General features: G+C 66.7%; 16 protein-coding genes and 2 pseudogenes. 8 read left to right on the plus strand and 10 right to left on the minus strand.

Translation table 11 applies throughout. The features are described 5' to 3' along the window. Window positions 1–6: 6 nt before the first annotated feature. A pseudogene (locus BST10_RS19710) lies at window positions 7–270 on the minus strand (acyl-CoA dehydrogenase family protein); the annotation flags it as partial. Next, window positions 270–572: pseudogene (locus BST10_RS19715) on the minus strand (enoyl-CoA hydratase-related protein); the annotation flags it as partial. The pseudogenes BST10_RS19715 and BST10_RS19710, both read right to left, overlap by 1 nt. 254 nt (window positions 573–826) lie before the next feature. Here BST10_RS19715 and BST10_RS19720 point away from each other — a divergent pair. After that, window positions 827–2,350: an acyl-CoA synthetase gene (locus BST10_RS19720; RefSeq protein ID WP_083040110.1), complete on the plus strand. Its 1,524-nt coding sequence runs from the start codon at window positions 827–829 to the stop codon at window positions 2,348–2,350. Window positions 2,351–2,353: 3 nt separating this feature from the next. Here BST10_RS19720 and BST10_RS19725 read toward each other — a convergent pair whose 3' ends face one another. From BST10_RS19725 to BST10_RS19760, 8 genes are all read right to left on the minus strand, one after another. Continuing rightward, the gene (locus tag BST10_RS19725; RefSeq protein WP_205277405.1) at window positions 2,354–2,803 is read right to left on the minus strand and encodes a MarR family winged helix-turn-helix transcriptional regulator; all 450 of its coding nucleotides are present in this window, start codon (window positions 2,801–2,803) and stop codon (window positions 2,354–2,356) included. Between the two features lie 36 nt (window positions 2,804–2,839). Then, window positions 2,840–3,316 carry a MaoC family dehydratase gene (locus BST10_RS19730; RefSeq protein WP_083040114.1) on the minus strand — a complete coding sequence of 159 codons (477 nt, stop codon included), beginning with the start codon at window positions 3,314–3,316 and terminating at the stop codon, window positions 2,840–2,842. Window positions 3,317–3,329: 13 nt separating this feature from the next. Further along, window positions 3,330–4,220, minus strand: coding sequence for a 4-hydroxyphenyl-beta-ketoacyl-CoA hydrolase (couO, locus tag BST10_RS19735; protein WP_083040116.1), 891 nt, complete (start codon window positions 4,218–4,220; stop codon window positions 3,330–3,332). Further along, window positions 4,217–5,128 (minus strand): SDR family NAD(P)-dependent oxidoreductase, encoded by a 912-nt coding sequence (locus tag BST10_RS19740; protein ID WP_083040138.1) that lies wholly within the window; start codon window positions 5,126–5,128, stop codon window positions 4,217–4,219. The genes couO and BST10_RS19740 overlap by 4 nt, the downstream gene beginning before the upstream one ends. A 113-nt stretch (window positions 5,129–5,241) precedes the next feature. Next, window positions 5,242–7,869: a helix-turn-helix transcriptional regulator gene (locus BST10_RS19745; RefSeq protein WP_083040118.1), complete on the minus strand. Its 2,628-nt coding sequence runs from the start codon at window positions 7,867–7,869 to the stop codon at window positions 5,242–5,244. A gap of 75 nt (window positions 7,870–7,944) precedes the next feature. Continuing rightward, window positions 7,945–10,695: a benzoate 1,2-dioxygenase electron transfer component BenC gene (gene benC / locus BST10_RS19750; protein ID WP_083040120.1), complete on the minus strand. Its 2,751-nt coding sequence runs from the start codon at window positions 10,693–10,695 to the stop codon at window positions 7,945–7,947. Window positions 10,696–10,706: 11 nt separating this feature from the next. Then, a complete protein-coding gene (gene benB / locus BST10_RS19755; protein WP_083040122.1) occupies window positions 10,707–11,225 on the minus strand; it encodes a benzoate 1,2-dioxygenase small subunit in 519 nt (172 codons plus the stop codon). Window positions 11,226–11,240: 15 nt separating this feature from the next. Then, window positions 11,241–12,674, minus strand: a complete 1,434-nt coding sequence (locus BST10_RS19760) for a Rieske 2Fe-2S domain-containing protein (protein ID WP_083040124.1) — start codon at window positions 12,672–12,674, stop codon at window positions 11,241–11,243. A 214-nt stretch (window positions 12,675–12,888) separates the two neighbouring features. Here BST10_RS19760 and BST10_RS19765 point away from each other — a divergent pair, with 214 nt between their 5' ends. The 7 genes from BST10_RS19765 (at window position 12,889) to BST10_RS19795 (ending at window position 18,614) form a co-directional block, all read left to right on the plus strand. After that, window positions 12,889–13,791 (plus strand): LysR family transcriptional regulator, encoded by a 903-nt coding sequence (locus BST10_RS19765; RefSeq protein WP_083040126.1) that lies wholly within the window; start codon window positions 12,889–12,891, stop codon window positions 13,789–13,791. Then, the gene (locus tag BST10_RS19770) at window positions 13,788–14,891 is read left to right on the plus strand and encodes a mandelate racemase/muconate lactonizing enzyme family protein (protein WP_083040128.1); all 1,104 of its coding nucleotides are present in this window, start codon (window positions 13,788–13,790) and stop codon (window positions 14,889–14,891) included. The genes BST10_RS19765 and BST10_RS19770 overlap by 4 nt, the downstream gene beginning before the upstream one ends. Window positions 14,892–14,911: 20 nt before the next feature. Next, window positions 14,912–15,766, plus strand: coding sequence for a catechol 1,2-dioxygenase (catA, locus tag BST10_RS19775; protein ID WP_083040130.1), 855 nt, complete (start codon window positions 14,912–14,914; stop codon window positions 15,764–15,766). A gap of 13 nt (window positions 15,767–15,779) precedes the next feature. Further along, window positions 15,780–16,076, plus strand: coding sequence for a muconolactone Delta-isomerase (catC, locus tag BST10_RS19780; protein ID WP_083040132.1), 297 nt, complete (start codon window positions 15,780–15,782; stop codon window positions 16,074–16,076). A gap of 346 nt (window positions 16,077–16,422) precedes the next feature. Then, window positions 16,423–16,755, plus strand: a complete 333-nt coding sequence (locus BST10_RS19785) for a hypothetical protein (protein WP_083040134.1) — start codon at window positions 16,423–16,425, stop codon at window positions 16,753–16,755. A 164-nt stretch (window positions 16,756–16,919) separates the two neighbouring features. Beyond that, window positions 16,920–17,195 (plus strand): helix-turn-helix domain-containing protein, encoded by a 276-nt coding sequence (locus BST10_RS19790; protein WP_205277404.1) that lies wholly within the window; start codon window positions 16,920–16,922, stop codon window positions 17,193–17,195. 225 nt (window positions 17,196–17,420) lie between these two features. Further along, a complete protein-coding gene (locus BST10_RS19795) occupies window positions 17,421–18,614 on the plus strand; it encodes an IS4 family transposase (RefSeq protein ID WP_083040136.1) in 1,194 nt (397 codons plus the stop codon). Window positions 18,615–18,916 lie beyond the last annotated feature (302 nt).

Here is an 18,916-nt window from a genome sequence, read left to right on the forward strand (position 1 = left end):
TGCTCCTCACAGCCCCAGATCCTTGGCGATGATCGTCTTCATGATCTCCGTCGTGCCACCGTAGATGGTCTGGATGCGGGCGTCGACGAACGCCCGGGGCACCGGATACTCGCGCATGTAACCGTAACCGCCGAACAGTTGCAGGCAGCGGTCCGCGGTACGTAGCTGCAGGTCGGTGGTCCACCACTTCAGTTTGGCGGCGCGCGCCGCGGTCAGTTCACCCGCCAGGTGTTCGGCGATGCAGTAGTCGAGGAAGGTGCGGGCGATGTCCGGGCCCGTTTTTCGCCGACGACTCTGGCCAGAAACGCCGAGCCGAAGCCAGCGTCGAAAGACGCTATCCGCGGGCCGACCTGGCCGAATTTCGCGTTCTCCGAAGCGATCGAGAGGTCGCAGAGCACGTGCAGCACGTGGCTACCGCCGACCGCGACACCGTTGACCGCGGCGATCACCGGCTTCGGGATGTCGCGGATCAGCTTGCGCAGGTAGCCGATCTCGAACATGCCGCTCTCGGCGGGGCCGTAGTTGTCGGTCTCGGCGCGCTGCTTGACGTCGCCGCCGGTGCAGAACGCCTTCCGGGGCCGTCGATCTCGTAGGTGATGTCTTCGTAGCTGGTCACGGGGGTCTCCCTGGGTCGGGTTTCCGGTGGTCGGCGCGGTATCTGAGCTAACATTCAAGTTCCGTGAATCAGTGTTCACTGAAGATGAATGCAGATTTCATCACAGCGTGCGTCAAGAACCGACGGATCGTCTAAAACCATTGGAAAAATCAACGATTGATGATTATGGTCATATGACGGGGTTCCCGCGCCGGAACGGAGGAAGACTTCATGCTCAACCAGGGTGTTGGCTCGTGGCCGTTCCGTCGGGCCCGGCAGACTCCGGACGCCACCGCGATCGTCTTCGGTGAGCACCGCTACACCTACCGTGAGCTGGCCGAGCGGGCCACGCGACTGGCCCACGGGTTGCGTGCGCTCGGCGTCGGACAAGGCGATCGGGTGGCGCTGCTGTGCACCAACCATCCGGCGTATCTGGAGGGGCTGTTCGCCGCCGGACTGCTCGGCGCGGTGCTGGTCCCGCTGAACATTCGGCTGGCGTCCGCGGAAGTCGCCTATGCACTTCGGGATTCGGGCGCACGGGTGTTGATTCACGCCGGTGCGCTGACTGACGTGGCGCTGCCGGCTGCGCAGGCGGCGCAGGTCCCCACACGCGTGGTCCTGGATGACGAACCGGGCCCCGGCGCGGTCGGCTACGAGGAGATCATCGCGGCATCGGGTGCCGAGGCCATCGACATCACGGTGGAGCGCGACGACCCGTGCTTCATCATGTACACCTCCGGAACGACCGGATACCCCAAGGGTGTCGTACTCAGCCATGACACCGTGCTGTTCGCGGTGCTCAACCCGATCATCGACCTGGATCTGTGCAGCGACGAGGTGTCGCTGGTGGCCGCCCCCATGTTCCACACCGGCGCACTCAATTTCGTGGCGCTGCCGACCGTGCTCAAGGGCGGCACTGTGGTGATCGAGGAGAGTTTCGACGCGGGCCGGGCGCTGAGCGTCATCGAACGTGAGCGCGTGACCTACTCGTTCAGCGTGCCGACCATGCTCGACGCGATGAGCGAACACCCGCACTGGGGCGACACCAACCTCGGCTCGATCCGGCGCTGGATCGTTGCCGCCGCACCGGTTCCGCTTCGCACGCTGCGCACCTATGCCACCCGCGGCGTGGCGCTGTGCCAGGCCTACGGACTCACCGAGACCGGTCCCGGGGCGCTGGTACTGCGGCCGGCCGAGGCCGGGCGCAAGCTGGGCAGTGCGGGCGTGCCGCACTTCTTCACCGACGTGCGGGTGGTGACCGCCGACGACACCGAAGCTGCGCCGGGGGAGCGTGGCGAGATCCAGATCAGCGGCCCGAACGTCATGCGCCGGTACTGGAATCGCCCCGAAGCGACCGAATCGGCGTTCGGCGCCGACGGCTGGTTCCGTTCCGGTGATGTGGGTGTGCGCGACGACGAGGGATACATCACCGTGGTCGACCGGATCAAGGACATGATCATCTCCGGTGGGGAGAACATCTACCCGGCCGAGGTCGAGAACGCGATCCTGGAGATGCCCGGCGTGCGGCACTGCGCCGTGTTCGGGGTGCCCGACGACAAGTGGGGCGAGGTGGGCTGTGCCGCGGTCGTGCTCGCCGACGGTTGCGCGGTCGGCAAGCCGGAACTCGATGCGTTCCTCGGCGATCGGCTGGCGCGCTACAAGCTGCCCGCTTCGCTGATGGTGCTCGACGAACTGCCCGTCAACGGAACCGGAAAGATTCTCAAGGGCGAGCTCCGGGCCCGGTTCGCCGGCTGAGGATCAGCCGGCCGCCTCGTCGGATTGGGGAAACACCATCTGGCTCAGCATTTTCCGTACTCGCTCGACCGCCTGCGGTGTGAAGGCTGCGGTGTGGGCCGCGGCGGCCTCGGCGGTGCGCTGCTGCGCCCTGGCACAGAGCTTCTGGCCGTCTTTCGTGGCGACGATCAGCTTGTTGCGCCGGTCGCTGGAATCAACGGTGCGGGTGACCAGGCCCCGGCCCTCCAGCTCGTCGACGAGGGCGACGATCTGGCTCGGGTCCAGGCCCACGTCGTTGGCGAGGGCGCGTTGGGTGACGCCGCCGGGGTCGTCGCAGACCACCGAAAGCACGCTGTACGCCCGCACCTTGAGGCCAAGTGGCGCAAGCGCTTCGTTGCTCGACCTCACCAGCAGCGCGCTCGCCCGGGCCAGCAGGAATCCCAGGTCGTCCTCGATCATTCGTCGACGGCCCATCGCAACTCCTCTCGCCGGCGACACCCTACCGGCTCGTCATTCGAGCATGCGGTAGATGGCCTCGGCCACCACCGCCGGACGCTCGCTGCCCTTGAGTTCGATGATCCCTTCGACGGCGATCTGTACGTCGCCCTTCGGCAGCTCCCGGTACTCCTTGAGCGCCGCGGCCAGCCGGACCCGGCCACCAGCGGGGACCGGGCTGGTGAACCGCACCTTGTTGAGCCCGTAGTTGACGGCGGTGGTGACGCTGTCGACGCGGAGCACCTGCGTCCACAGCGGAATGATCAGCGACAGGGCCAGGTAGCCGTGCGCGACCGGACCGCCGAACGGGCTCTCGGCGTTGGCCCGCTCGACGTCGACGTGGATCCACTGGTGGTCGTCGGTGGCGTCGGCGAAGGTGTTGATCCGGTCCTGCTCGATGCGAAGCCAGGCACTGGTGCCCAGCGGCTGGCCGACGTGGCCGGCGAGATCGGCCAGGGTGGCCAGGTGTGTTGTGTGGTTCTCGTCGGTCATGGGGCCGTCCCTGTCAGTCGGTGATGCCCAGTACCCGAAGGGCATTGGCTTTGAATATGAGCGGGGTGACCTCGGGCTTCATCTCGAGGTCGGCGAAGTCCGCGCGCCAGCGGTCGACCTGGATCACCGGGAAGTCCGAGCCGAACAGCGCCTTGTGGCGCAGCATCCCGTTGACGGCCCTGACCAGCTGGGGCGGAAAGTATTTCGGCGACCACCCGGACAGATCGAGGTAGACATTGGCCTTGTGGGTGGCGATCGAGATCTGCGCATCCACCCACGGCACCGAAGGGTGGGCCAGCACCAGGGTCAGGTCGGGGAAGTCGGCGGCCACGTCGTCGAGCAGCATCGGATCCGAATACCGCAGCTTGATGCCATGACCGCCGGGCAGTCCCGCGCCGATCCCGGTCTGGCCGGTGTGGAACAGCGCGGGAACACCCGCCTCGGTGAGCGCTTCGTAGAGCGGGTAGAACCGGCGGTCGTTGGGCTCGAAGCCCTGCATGCTGGGGTGGAACTTGAAGCCCTTGACTCCGAATTCGTCGACTAGCCGGCGCGCCCGGCGCACCGCGGCCCTGCCCTGCCATGGGTCGACGGAGCCGAACGGGATCAGCACGTCGTTGTGCTGCGCGGCCACCTCGGCGATCTCCTCGACAGAGTTGGGCGCGTGACCGGTGGCGGCGCCGGCGTCGACGGTGAACACTACGGCGGCCATGTTCCGGGCCCGGTAGTGCTCGGCGATTGCCTGGATCGTCGGCGTGCGCTCGGCGCCGGATTTGAAGTACTTCTCCGAGGCGGCCATCAACTCGTCGTCCATCGACCGGTGCCCGCAGCCGTCGATCTCGACGTGGGTGTGGATGTCGATGGCCGCGATCGCATCGAAGTCGATGCCGTAGGTGTAGGCGCTCATTTGCCCACCAGCTCGGCGGGGAATTCCTCGCCGACCGACTCCAGGTGGTCGGCGAACGTGGTGGGCCACTGCGCGGCGATGTCGTCGGCGGAGAACCCGCCGTCTTGGAAGGCGGTGACGGTCAGCGTCGGGTGGGACCACAGGCCCAGCCGGTCGCCGCCGATGGCGATGGCCTGCCCGGTGATCTCGGCGGCTGCGTCGGAGGCCAGGAAGGCGACCAGCCCGGCGACGTCCTCGGGGGCGCCCATCCCGACCTCGCGCCGGATGATCTCCGGCAGTGGCTCGCCGTTTTTCATCGAGGCGATGTAGGGCGCCAGGAATCCGATGGTCTCGGTCATCGCCGTTGCGGCGACCGGGATCACGGCGTTGGCGGTGATCCCGGCGCGCTGCAGCTCCATCGCCCAGGTCCGTACCATGCCCACGATTGCCGCCTTGGCACCGGAGTAGTTGGTCTGGCCGAAGTTGCCGCGCTGCCCGGCGGGGGAGCCGATGCAGATGATCCGTCCGCCGTCGCCCTGCTCGCGGAACCGGTGCACCGCCTCGCGGACACAGGTGAAGGTGCCCTTGACGTGGACGTCGATCACTGCGTCAAAGTCGTGGTCGGTCATCTTCCACAGCACCTTGTCGCGCAGAATCCCGGCGTTGGTGACCATCACGTCGAGACGGCCGAAGTGTTCCACCGCGGCGGCCACCAATTCCCGGGCGCTGGCGCCGTCGCCGACGGGTGCGACGACGTCGGCGGCACGACCGCCCGCTGCGATGACGTCGGTAACGGCCCGGTCCACCGCCTCATGGTTGACGTCATTGATGACGACGGCAGCGCCGTAGCGTGCCAGTTCTTTAGCGTAGGCAAGCCCGAGGCCCTGCCCGCTACCGGTGACGATCGCAACTTTGTCGCTGAGGTCCACCAGATCCTCCATATCAAGACGGCTTCCTTACGGACATGTACGGGCGTAAATGTACCGTACAATAATTGATGATATCAATTATTGAAGGGTTCCAGGTCAGAGCGAAGGTGGTTTCATCGGCGCAGCGCCGCCAATTCGGATCGGGACCGCACTCCGAGCTTGGTATAGATCCGAGTCAGGTGATACTGCACCGTCTTCGGTGAGATATAGAGTTCAGCGGCCACCTCGCGATTCGAGTGGCCTTGGGCCACCAGGGATGCCACTGACTCCTCCTGCGGAGTCAGCTCGGTGTATCTGCGCGGGCCGCGAAGCTGGTGTACCCCGCCGGCTTTGAGCTCACGCTCGCACCGGTCCACGAAAGTGCGCGCCCCCAAAGACAGGTACAACTCCTGCGCGGTGCTGATCACCGTGTCTGCGTCACGCCGCTTCCCGGCGCGGCGCAGCGTCTGCCCGTAGGCGAAGTTGACCCGGGCAAGGTCGTACCGCATCGGCAAGCCGTCCAGCAAGGTGAGGGCTTCGTCGAAGGACCGCCGTGCTGCGGCGAGGTCGCCGGCTGCCCCGAGTAGCCTGCCGCGTGCGCTGCGCAGCCGCGCTTTCGCAGATCGATGCGTTCCGGAAAGCCGTTCGTGCGACCGCAGCAGTGCTTCGGCAGCATCGAGTTGCCCGTCGCTGACCAGCGCACCGGTCAAGATGTCGACCCATGGCCACAACGCCGGCTGGTGCATCGCGGGATCCCACGACGCCCTGGCCAATGGTTCGAGCACTCGCCGCACGGCAGCGTGATCGGCCTCGGCTTCCGCGACCGTGGCCCGTGCGATCAGCGCGGGCAGCCGCATCAGCTCGTAGTCACCGGTGGCCGCGTCCGCCGCCGACACCGCCGCCGTGGCGACCTGCCAGTTCCCCCGCAGCGCATGCACCTGCGCCTCGGTCCACGCCAGCAGCGGTGTGACCAGCACGATGCCCGTGCTCACCGCCAGCTCACGGCCGCGCCGAGCGCTGTGCAACGCCCGGTCCCAGTCGCCGACGGTGAACTGAACCCGCGCCAGCCAGGCGGTCGCCCACAGCGTGATCCGCGCTGAACCGCCCAGCTCGGCCAGCGCCACCGCGCTCTCCAGGTTGCTGCGGGCGCCGTCGACATCGTCCATGCCGAGTTGGAACCAGCCGTGTCCCATTTTGACGCGTTGCGCCTGCGCCCCATACCCGATTCGCGCGCCGAGGTCGTCGTAGGCGGCGGCCGCCTCGCGGGATCGTCCCGACGACGCGAGCCCCAGCCCGCGGATGGCTGCGGCTTCGATTCCGGCTGGCGACTCGTGGCCGGCGAGCGCCAACGCACGATCCGCCCAGCCGACAAGTTCTTCTCCGCGGCAACGCATCAGTGAGTTCAGTACGTAACGCTGGGCGATCAGGGCGGCCGTCGCCGGGTCACGCTCGGCGTTGACGATGTCGGAGGCGCGGCGCAGCCGGACTTCTGCCTCGGCCGCCCGGCCACGAAGTATGGCCAGATAGGCCAGCACAGCATTGCGAAGCGGGGTCTCGCGCAGGCTCTCCACCACCGGAACCAGCGCGGCTGCGCCCGCGCAGTCGCCGGCGGCCACCAGAGCGTCCACCGACCGGGTGAACCGTTCGTCGCGCAGCAGCGGATCGGCGGTGAGCCGGCTGGCGTCACGGAACAGGTGTGCCGCCTCGGCCCATGCTCCGGCCGCGGCCTGGTCGTTCGCCAGTTCTTCGACCCGGTCGGCCAGCTGCGGCGCGGTCGTCGGCGTGGCGGCGACCAGGTGGCGCAGCCGGCGGACCGGATCGACCACGATCTCGGCGGCCCGGCGGTGCGTTGCGGCCACCGCGCGAACACCCATGATCTCGAAGACCGCCGCAGCGGTCAGCGGATCGGTCAGGCGGGGCCGGTGTGGTGCCGTCACGTTGATCAGCCCGGCGGCGACACCGTCATCGATCGCGCTGAGCGGGTCCTCCGATCCAGCCAACTGCGCTGCGGTATCCAGTGATTCCTCCGTCGATAGAACTGCCAGCGCCTCGATGAGGTGGCGGGTATCCCGGCAGCAACGGTCCAGCAGGGCGCGCACCTCGGCGGTGATGTGTCTCGGGGCGGGCAGCGGGGCATCCGGGTGTGTCCATACCGAGGCCGGGAGTTCGTCGAGCAGGGCCAGTGCGTCACGTGGGTTGCCGCTGGTGTGGCGGGTTAACTGTTCGGCCATCACTGGGTGCAGCAACCTGCCGCGCAGTCTGGCCAGTTCGGCCACCGCCGCGGAATTCAGCCCGGCCAGGTGCATCTCGTTGGTGTCGAGCCCGGACAGCAGGGGAGTCGGTGTCGTCACAGCGAGCAGCACCAGCAGCGACACCTCGCGATGGTGCCGAACGGCGGTGCTGAGCGCCTGCAGCGAGGTCGAGTCGGCGTATTCGGCGTCGTCGACCACGATCAGCGCCGGGTCGTCACCGCTGATTCGATCGATCAGCCAAGCCGCGGCGGCGACCGGGTCGATCGGTGCCGAGTCCTGTAGCAGCTGACGCAATATTCCGGCGGGTGTGGAGGTCTCCCACTCCACAGCCTGCGCCCAGTGCACCGGACCGTCGTGCAACTGGGCGAGGCGGCGCAGCAGCGCGGTCTTACCGATTCCGGGCGGGCCGACCATCCGCAGCATTCTGGCGCCGCGGGTGGGGACGGCATCCAAGCGCCCGGCCAGCTCGGCCAGCTCTCGATCACGCCCGATGCACGCCGTGGGGACCATCAACAGAAGTAAAGCAGGTATGGCGCGAAATGACGGCGGGACTGCACCGAGACGCTGCCGGACCGCTCGCTGTCGTCAGCCCTGATCGCCGCCGGCGACCGGAAGTACCGTGCCGGTGATGTAGGACGCCTCATCGGAGGCCAGAAAGCAGATCGCGGCGGCCTGCTCGTCAAGGGTGCCGTAGCGCTTGAGCAGTGAGGAGTCGATGGTCTGGTCGATGTGTGCCTGGAACCACCCCTGCTCGACGTCGTTGCGGAGTTCCGGTGTGCCGCGGGAGATTCGGCGCGGTGGTGCCTGCGTACCGCCTGGCGCGGTGGCGCAGACCCGGATGCCTGTATCGGCGTACTCCATCGCCAGCGACGCGGTGATCGCGTTGATGCCGCCTTTGGCCGCCGAATACGGGATCCGATTGATGCCCCGGGTGGCCGCCGATGAGACGTTGACGATCACGCCGCGTCCGCGGGCCATCATCGACGGCAACACCGCGCGGCAGGCGAACAGCGTGGGGAGCAGCGAGCGGTTCAGTTCGGCGCGGATTTCGGCGCCGCTGAACTCGGTGAACGGTTTGAAGTTGATCGCGCCGCCGACATTGTTGATCAGCACGTCGATGCGGCCGAACCGCGAAAGGGCTTGCCGTGCCAGGGTGTTCGCGTCCTCGGGATGCTCCAGGTCGACGGTGACCGCCAGTGCCTCCGGGGCGCCGGCGACCGGTTGGTCGGTGAGCTCCCGAGCCAACTCGACGACCAGTCCGGAACGGTCGGCAAGCACCAGTGTCCCGCCCTCGGCGTTGATCCGCCGGGCAGTGCGCTCGCCGATACCCTGCGCGGCACCGGTGACCACCACCACCTTGTCGGCAAAGCGCCCGGGGGAGACGAAGCGCGGCTGGCGCTGCGCCAGCGCGTCGGCCATAGCGCGGCGCATGGTCTGCTTGGCCCGGTCGGCGTGCGCCGAGATCAGGGCCCGGGCGCCGGCACGGTCGCCGGCCTCGAACGCCGCCACGATGTCGACGTGGTCTTGCACGCACAGCGGGTGGCACCAGGTCGCGTTGCGCAGCACCTCGCCCATGCGGCCCTTGACACCGAGTGCCCGGTAGGCCTGCAGCAGGTGGTCGTTGCCGGTCAGGGTGAACAGGTACTCGTGGAATGCGGCGTTGGTCTCGGTGTACTGGACTGCGTCGACGAGTCGGTCGCCGTCGACATAGGGCAGGGTCGACTCCGCCAACAGTCGATAGCCGGTCAATTGCTGACTGGTCAGCCGCCCCAAGGTCAGCTCCACGGCACCGAGTTCGAGTGCCTCGCGGGCCTCGAACAGCGCATCGGATTCGTGCACCGCGGGGTGCTCCTCGCCGATCTGGTAGCCGTCGGGGGCGACGGTCGGTGGCGGTGGCGGTGGCGGTCCGGCCGGTGGTGTCGGGCTGGTTTCGGGTGTCGTCGCGGCCCCGAAAAGCTCCTGGCCGATGACCGACCGCGCGCCGCTGGCGATGATCAGGTCGCTGTCTTCGTCGAGCGGCGCTGCTGCCGCGGAATCGGGATTCGCGGGGTGGAGCAACTGGTCGAGGAGCCGACGAGCGGTGTCATCTTCGGCGCTGGTCACCACCGCGTCCGGCCACGGCTCGATGGTGGCTTCCGGCAGCATGACCTGGCCGATGACCGCCCGCGCGTCGGCGGCCGGCAGCAGCTCTTCGGGCGGCGCGGCCGGGCGGCCCGGCGCGGCTGGGGCGCCCGCATCGGGGGTCTTGGCGCCGGGGACGGCCAGGGCGAACTTCTCGTAGTAGAAGCCCCGTAACGGGATGTTTGCGTCGGTGAGGTGTTTGCGCACCGCCTCGACCATCGGCGGGGGACCGCACACGTAGGTGGCGACATCGGCGTCGTAGAGGTGTTCGGGTGCGATCAGGCTCATCACGTGCGCCTTGTCCGGTCCTCGGTGCGGTGCGGTGCTGTTCGGGTCGGCCACGCAGTAGTCCCAGCTGAAACCCTGCAGGCCCGTGGCGAGTTCGGCCAGCGTATCGAGTTCCACCAGGTCCTCGTCGCTGGTGACGCCGTAGATCAGGTGGGCGCGGCGGCGGCTGCCATCGTCGCGGAGCTTGCGCAGAATCGCCAGCAGCGGCGCCAGGCCGGTGCCACCGGCCAGCAACAGCACCGGGCGCTCGGTCTCGCGCAGGAAGAACGACCCGTGCGGACCGGTGAACTCGATGCGGTCGCCCACCGCGGCCCGCTCGGTGAGGTAGGTCGACATCACCCCACCGGGGGTCAGCTTCACCAGGAACGTCAGCCGCTCGTCGTCGGGCGCGTTGCTGAACGAGTACGACCGGGTCACCGTCTCGGTCGCCGACGCACCCGGTACCGCGATGTTGGCGTACTGGCCCGGCAGAAACGTCAACTCCGCCCGGCGCGGGATCTCCAGTGCGATCGCCATGGTGGTCGCCGACAACCGCGTGAGCTCAACCAGGGTCCCCGAATAAGAGGTGGCCTGGGTTTTGGCGACCTCGGAGGTGCTGCGGATCTGCAGGACGACGTCCGAGCGCGGCTTCATGACACACGGCAGGCAGTAACCGGCCGCCGCCTCCTCTTCGGAGAGGGCATCGGGCAGGTAGCTACCGCGGTCGTATGTTCCGGACTCGCAGAACGCTTTGCAGGTGCCGCACACGCCGTCGAGGCAGTCCACCGGGATGTTGACTCGCTGACGGTAGGAGGCACCGGCGATCGTCTGGTCTCCGGCGCAGCTGACGAACCGGGTGACGCCGTCTTCGAACCCGAGGGCGACCTGGTGCAGCGTCCCCTGCTCGGTGGGGTCGGCCGGCGTTTCCGTGCCCGATGTGACGGTCATTTCGGAGTCCTTCAGATGTGGTAGATGTCCACGACGTGGTCGATGTAGTCGTTCTTGAGCACCACGGTCTTTCGTCGGATCAGCGGCTGCTCGCCGGAGAAGTCGATGGTGTAGAACGAGGTCCCGTAGTACCGGTCGACCTGCTCGTAGCGGTAGTACATGGTGTGCCAGTTGAATCGGATGTCGACCACGTCGCCGCGGCGTTCGATAACCTCCACATTGGTGATGTTGTGGCTGGTGCGCGGGTCGGGAAGTGAAGTAGCTGAAGACCGTTCTGTGCGGATGCGAAAGACTCGGTCGTGTAGGCCGCCCTTGTTGGGGTAGTACATCAGCGAGATCTCGGTCTGGGGGTCCTCGGTGAGCCGGTCGTCGACGTCCCATGCCGGCATCCAGAATACGACGTCGTCGGCGTAGCACTCCAGCCATTTTTCGAACTCGCGGTCGTCGAGGTAGCGCGCCTCGCGGTAGAGGAATGCCTCGATGGCGTTCTGGGTGATGAGCTTGGTCCGGGTGGTTTCGGTGGTGGTCATGTTCACTGCTTTCGTTCAGTGCCCGCAGGGAGTCGGGTGGCTTCCATTGGCGACGGCCGAAACGGCCTGCCCCCGGGCCAGTTCCAAGGCTTGCTCTTTCGCCAGGGCGTCGCGCATGGCCTCCAGCCAATACTGGTCCTGCACGACGAACAAGCCTTCGTCCTCTGCCTTGATCCCCGAGGAGATGACGTTGTGCATGCCGAGGGACTCGGCGACGGGGTCCGGTCCGGCGATCCAATGTTCGGCGCCGCGGCTGACGTCGTTCCACGGCGCGCGCTCGGCGTGGAACCCGTGCTGGACGGAGCGGAACTCCTCCAGGTCGTCGGGGGTCGCCATGCCGGTGGCATTGAAGAAGTCCTCGTACTGGCGGATGCGGTTGGCGCGGGCCTCGGGGCTTTCCCCCTTGGGTGCGATGCAGTAGATGGTGATGTCGGTCCGGTCGGCGGAGATCGGCCGGATGCGGCGGATCTGGGTGGAGAACTGGTCCATCAGGTAGACGTTCGGGTATAGGCACAGGTTGCGGGAGCCGGCGACCATGAACTCGCCCTTGGCTTTTCCGTGCTCGGCCCGCAGTCGGTCGATCTCGCCGTACAGTGGCCGGTCCTCCGGGTTGGACGCGTAGGTCCACAGGCACATGTGGCCGTTGGGGAAGGACCAGTAGCCGCCGCCCTCCGCGGCCCACTTGGACGCGTCGAGCACCTTGGTCTCGTAGGCGGAGTCTCCGGTGGTGCGCCGGGAGGTGGTGGCGGCGTAGTTCCAGTGCACCGAGGTCACGTGGTAGCCATCGGCGCCGTTCTCTATCTGGACTTTCCAGTTGGCATGCAGAGTGTAGGTGGAGGTGCCCCGCAGCACCTCCAGGCCTTCGGGAGACTGGTCGACCAGCAGGTCGATGACTTTCGTCGCGTCACCGAGGTATTCGCTCAGCGGTGCCACGTCCGGGTTCAGGCTGCCGAACAGGAAGCCACGGTAGTTCTCGAAGCGCGCGACTTTGGTCATGTCGTGCGAGCTGTCGGTACCGAAGTTCGCCGGGTAGCCGGCGCCTTCGGGCAGTTTCACCTTGAGCAGGCTGCCGTCGTTGCGGAAGGTCCAGCCGTGGAACGGGCAGGTGAACGTCATGCGGTTGTCGGTCTTGCGTCGGCACAGTAGTGCGCCGCGGTGGGCGCAGGCGTTGATCAGGCAGTGCAGTGCGCCGTCCTTGTCGCGGGTGATCACCACCGGGCTGCGGCCGATATCGGTGGTGAAGTAGTCGCCGGGGTTGGGGATCTGGCTCTCGTGGGCCAGGTAGACCCAGTTGCCCTCGAAGATGTAGCGCATCTCCAGCTCGAAGATCTCCGGGTCGGTGAAGACCCGGCGGTTGACCCGGTAGATGCCGGCCTCACGGTCCTCGATAACCGCATCGTCGAGAGCGCCGGCCAGGCGAGCCAGCTTGGTGGTGCTTGGTGCGGTCATGGGTACCTCCAGGAAGTTGGTGCTTCAACCCTCGCACTGGGTGGTGGGCGTCACACCGGCTAAATGCCTAGTCCTGGATCGGGTATAGATTAATCATTTGGGTTTATCAATACAAGGAAAATAGGTTCTTGTCCGCTATGTATGACGGTCATACGCTGAGTGTGACGCCGGCTACGGCCGGATCTGACATTAGAGCGAGTGCGAGAGAACGACCATGGAGCTACGTCACTTACGATATTTCGCCGCGGTGGCCCAGACCTGCCATTTCGGCCAGGCCGCTGAGCTATTGCACGTCGCGCAACCCGCCCTGTCCTACGCGATCCGGCAGCTCGAAGCCGAGTTGAACACCACGCTGTTCAACCGGACCACCCGGCAGGTCTCGCTCACCCCCGCCGGCGAGTATCTGCAAGGTGAGGTGGCCCGGATTCTGGGCGATGTCGACGACGCCGTGCGCGGTGTGCGGCGCGTCGCCGCGGGGCGCAGCGGCCGGATCAGGCTGGGCCTGACCGGCACCGCCGCGCTGTCGCATCTACCGCGCATCGCCCGCATGGTTCAGGCCGAGCTACCCGGCGTTGACCTGGAGATCCAGGCCGACCTGCTCACCCCGGCGCACTGCGACGCACTGCGTTCCGGAGCGCTGGATCTGGGAGTGCTGCGGCCGCCGGCCGTCGGTGAGGGGCTGGAGCTGCGGGCCATCGCGGTCGAATCGCTGGCGCTGGCGATTTCGGTTGACCACCGGCTGGCGGTCGAGCCGGTGGTGTCGTTGGCGGATCTGCGCAACGAGCAGTTCGTGGCCTACCAGAGCCGGGAATCGGCCGTCAACGATGCGGTATTACGAGCCTGCCGAAATGTCGGTTTCGTGCCCCAGCGCGATCACGTGGCCCCGGGTACCGCGGTGTTGTTGGCGCTGGTTGCGGCCGGGCTCGGGGTTGCGGTGGTGCCTGAGTCGGCACGGCGGCTGCCGTTGGAAGGTGTGGTGTTCCGCGACTTGTTGGATGCCGGGACCATCGAATTGGCGCTGGCCTGGCGCAGTGCGGAGGACTCTCCGGTGGTCGAGGCCGTCCGGGACGTGCTCCAGAACGCCTTCCCCGTGCTGGAACCGGAGGTCGTCCGATGAAAATCACTGCGCTGGAAGCGATTCCCTTCGACATTCGTTACGTCAAACCGCTGAAGTTCTCCTCCGGTGAGGTGCATGTCGCGCAACACGTACTGGTGAGGGTGCACACCGACGACGGGATCGTCGGGGTCGCCGAGGCGCCGCCGCGGCCCTTCACCTACGGCGAAACCCAGGCCGGGATCGTCGCGGTGATCGAGCAGATTTTCGCTCCCCAGCTGGTCGGGCTGACGCTGCTGGAGCGCGAGACCGTCGTCGCCCGGTTGGTGCGCACAGTCGGCAACCCGGCCGCCAAGGCCGCGGTGGACATGGCGATTTGGGACGCCCTCGGCCGCACGCTCGGGCTACCGGTCAACGAGCTGCTCGGCGGCTTCACCGATCGGATGCGGGTCAGCCACATGCTCGGCTTCGACGAACCCGCCGCGATGGTCGCCGAAGCTGAACGGATGCGGGACAGATACGGCATCACCACCTTCAAGGTGAAAGTGGGCCGGCGGCCGGTGTCGCTGGACACCGCGGTGGTCCGGGCGCTGCGGGAGCGCTTCAGTGACCGAATTGAGCTCTACGTCGACGGAAACCGCGGCTGGACGCCCGCAGAGGCGCTGCGTGCCATGAAGGAGATGGCCGACCTGGACCTGCTGTTCGCCGAGGAACTGTGCCCGGCCGACGACGTGCTGGGCCGGCGTTGGCTGGTCGGTCACCTCGATGTTCCGTTCATCGCCGACGAGTCGGTGCCCACCCCGGCCGACGTGACGCGGGAGATTCTGGCCGGGTCGGCGACCGCGATCTCCATCAAGACCGCGCGAACCGGCTTCACCGGGTCGCAGCGGGTGCACCACTTGGCCGAGGGACTTGGGCTGGAAGTGGTGTTGGGCAACCAGATCGACGGTCAGCTGGGCACCGCCTGCGCGGTGAACTTCGGCGCGGCGTATCAGCTCACCGCGCGGCGTGCCGGCGAGCTCTCCAACTTCCTGGATATGAGCGACGATCTGTTGACCGAGCCGTTGCAGATCCGCGATGGCGTGCTGCACGTACCGCCCGGAAACGGTCTCGGGGTGGAAGTCGACCCCGACAAGCTCGCGCACTACCGGACCGATTGCTGAGTAACCGAGGAGAAGAAGTGATGACCACAGTGGATGGGCCGCAGCCCACTGCCGCCGCTTCGGGTAAGGCGGCCAGCGATCGGTTCGCCCTCGACAAGGGCGGCTTCGAGGCGGTCAAGGACACTCCGAAGGAACGCGTCGACATGCTGGCGCGCGAGGTGCTCGCCGCGGTGCGCGGGACCATCCACCGGCATCAGGTCACCTACCCGGAGTACAACGCGCTCAAGGCCTGGCTGATCAAGGTCGGCCACGACGGTGAATGGCCGCTGTTCCTGGATGTGTGGGTGGAACATGCGCTCGAGGAGGTGACCACCGCGCACCGCAAGGGCAACAAGGGCACCATCGAGGGGCCCTACTACGTGCCCGACGCCCCCGAGCTCGGCCCCGACGCCGCCATGCCGATGCGCGAGGACGAAAAGGGCGACCGGCTGGTGTGGGAGGGGGCCATCACCTCGCTCGACGGCTCGCCGTTGGCGGCCAAGCTCGAGGTCTGGCACGCCGACGACGACGGGCTGTATTCGCAGTACGCGCCGGGACTTCCGCAGTGGAACCTGCGGGGCAGCTTCTCGACCGGCCCGGACGGCAAGTTCCGGATCGCCACGATCAAACCCAAGCCCTACATGATCCCCACCGACGGCGCCTGCGGCCAACTCATCGCCGCGGCCGGCTGGCACGCCTGGCGCCCGGCCCACATCCACTTCAAGGTGTCGGCGCCCGGCCAAGAGCTGGTCACCGGCCAGTTGTACTTCCCCGGTGATCCGCACAACGCCGACGACGTCGCCTCCGCGGTGAAGCCGGAGCTGATGCTCGACCCCAAGCCGCAGCCGGACGGCAGCTACAAGGTGACTTACGACTTCGTCCTCGACCCGGTGTAGGACTGAGGCCGCCATGTTGTTCCACGTGAGGATGGACGTTCGGATCCCGCACGACCTCGATCCACAGGTTCGTACTGAGATCGTGGCCCGGGAGAAGGCGTACTCGCAGGAGCTGCAGCGGTCGGGCAAATGGCCGCACCTCTGGCGGATCGTCGGGGAGTACTCCAACATCTCGATCTTCGACGTCGCCTCGAATGACGAGCTGCACGAGATTCTTTCCGGCTTACCGTTGTTCGCCTACATGAATATCCAGGTGGTACCACTGGCCGCCCACCCCAGCGATGTCGACGTCGCGGGAGACCGCGGCTGACGTGGGCTGGCTTACGACGTAAACTGACACCTGAACCGCTGCGTCACCCCAAAGATGACGACAAGTCTAAGTTCCCAACGGTCTGCCGCTGCGCCCAGAGCCCTCACCAGTGCGAACCGGCGGTCGTCCGTTCACGCTCGGGTACGGTTCTGAACCCGGACACTGGGAATCTACCTGGCGGCTGCGCCGATCCGACGGGCCTACGTGCAGCAAGCATCAGCAATCCCGGCACCGTGCCCCAGGCCGCCTCAACCAGGGTGTTTTGCGCCTGACTTCGCGATAGAGATCGGCGTGTCGATCAGACAACATCCGACGGGTTCTTCGAACGCTCTCGGAGGATCTGGTCATGTCCGAAACACCCCGTGGGGGCAGGCGCGCGAAGCGGTTCCTGGCCCCGCCGAAGAAGTACGAGATTTGGCTGCAGTTGGTGCGCCAGGAGGTCACCATCGCCGAGGCCGCCGTCGAGCATCAGGTGGACCGCACGACGATCATGCGCATCCGCACCGTCGCCAAGGAGGGGGCGCTGGCCGCACTGGCCGCCTCCAAACCAGGCACGGTCGCCAAACAGCGCGACTACGAACTGGAGGCCGCCAAGGCCGAGAATGCACGGCTGTCCGAGGCGCTCAAGGAGATGGCGGTGCGGCTGACGCTCATCGAGGGAAAAGAGCGCTGGGGCTAAGTGGCCAGGTCCCACGCCGAGTCGATGCGGCCACCAAGACAGCGCTGCTGGGCCTGCTCGACGAGGCGCTCGGCGCCGGCTGGACCCTACGGCGGGCCTGCCATGCACTCGAGCTCGGCGAGGTCCGCGCGCACCGCTGGATCGCCCGCCGTGCCCTGGGGCAGTTGGCCGACAAGGCGCCAGGCGGATCACCCATGCACGGGTTGCTCGACGACGAGGCCGCTGAAATCCTGGCCCTGTTCGACGAGTGGGGCGAGACCGACCGCTCGCATCGCAAGCTGGCCCACCGCGGCTCCTACCTGCACCGGGTGTGGGTGTCGCCATCGAGTGTGCGCCGGGTTCTTTTCCTGGCGGACAAGCACTTCCGGCCATTACCCAAGCCGGGCCACTCAAAGCGTAAGCTGTTTGAATCGCCCTGGGTCTGGTGGCAATGCCGTTAACTTAGGCGTTTCCGCAGTTCAAGGTATTTCTGTGTCGTAATCTACTGTGGCTAAGCGTCTTTGATCGATGTTTATGGCCTGATCCAGTGAAGGTGATGTGGTGGCCGGGGCGGTTCTCGGTGCTGAGAATGTCTTGTAGACGTCTTGTGCTGCAATGTATTTCACGTACGATTAACACTCGTGGCCGACACAAATCGAGGTGGCGCTTGCGGTCGAACGGACCGGATGACCGACCGGATCGGCTTGGGTGTGCTGACCAGGCTGGTGCACCGCGATCTTGTCGATGAGGTACTCGCTGACACCGGCAAGGTCGAGCGCCGCCACCGTCTGCTGCCGGCCCGGGTGGTCGTGTACTTCGTGTTGGCAATGACCTTGTTCTTCGACGATGCCTACGAAGAAGTGATGCGCAAACTCATCGAGGGGCTGCGCTTCCTGCGTTCCTGGGACGATGGCTGGCAGGTCCCCACCTCCTCGGCGCTGTGCCAAGCCCGGGCCCGACTCGGCGCCGGGCCGCTGCGCGAACTCTATGAGCGGGTGGCCCGGCCGCTTGCCGGTGCGGGCAACCCGGGTGCCTGGCTGGCCGATCTGCGGGTGATGGCTATCGACGGTATCCAACTTGACGTTCCCGACACCGCCGACAACGACGAGGAGTTCGGTCGCGGCGCCAGCAAGGGTCTCGATGGTCCCTACCCGAAGGTGAAAGTGCTCGGCTTGGGTGAATGCGGCACCCATGCCGTAATCGACGCCCATCTTGGTGGGGTCCATGTCGATGAGCGTGACCTGGCGCGTCCGCTGCTGGCCAGTTTCGAGCCCGGCATGCTCGTGTTGGCCGACCGTGGGTTCTACAGCCACCAATTCTGGCAAGAGGCCGCCGCCACCGGCGCCGACCTGCTCTGGCGGGTCCAGTCGGGCTTGACACTGCACCCGGTGACCGAACTGGTCGACGGCTCGTATCTGAGCGTGCTGCTGACCACCATCGAACGGCAACGCATCCGCCGCCACCAAGCCCGCGGACTGGCCACCGTCCCACAAGGCCTCACCGTACGGGTCATCGAATACGACATCGCCAACCGCGACAGCGACGACCGATCGCCGATCCGACTGATCACCACCATCCTTGACCCCGAACGCCTCAGCGCCGCCGAACTCGCCGCGGCGTATCACCAACGCTGGGAATTCGAATCCAGCCTCGCCGAAATCGAAACCCGCCAACGCGGCAGCTACCGAGTGCTGCGTTCACACAGCCCCGAGATGGTGCGCCAAGAGATCTGGGCACTGCTGCTCACGCACTACGCGATCCGCGCACTGATGCATGAGGCCACCGACCCCGACGGGCTCGACCCACTACGGATGTCATTCATCCGTACCCTGCGTATCGTCCGCCGCCACATCACCGGGCAGGCGGGATTTTCCCCCTGACCGTCTGGCCATCTGCATGCGCCACGCCCTCGCCGAGATCCTCCAACGGCCTAACCCGCCCAGACGCCACCGCACCTACCCCCGCGTCACCAAACGAGCAGCCAGCACCAAATTCCCGCGAAAAGACCTACACCACAAGAACATCAGACACCGCGGACCACCCGAAATCCGACTCACCCGCACGCAAAGTTAACGGGGGTCCGTCAGATTAACGGTGTAAGTGGCATCTTCGGTTAGTTGGTTTCGCTTCCCGGCATGCGGTCGGCGAAGGTGATCGCGAAGGCGTTCAGTGCTGGTTTCCA

The organism is Mycolicibacter algericus DSM 45454 (genome assembly GCF_002086455.1).
GTDB classification, from domain to species: Bacteria; Actinomycetota; Actinomycetes; order Mycobacteriales; family Mycobacteriaceae; genus Mycobacterium; species Mycobacterium algericum.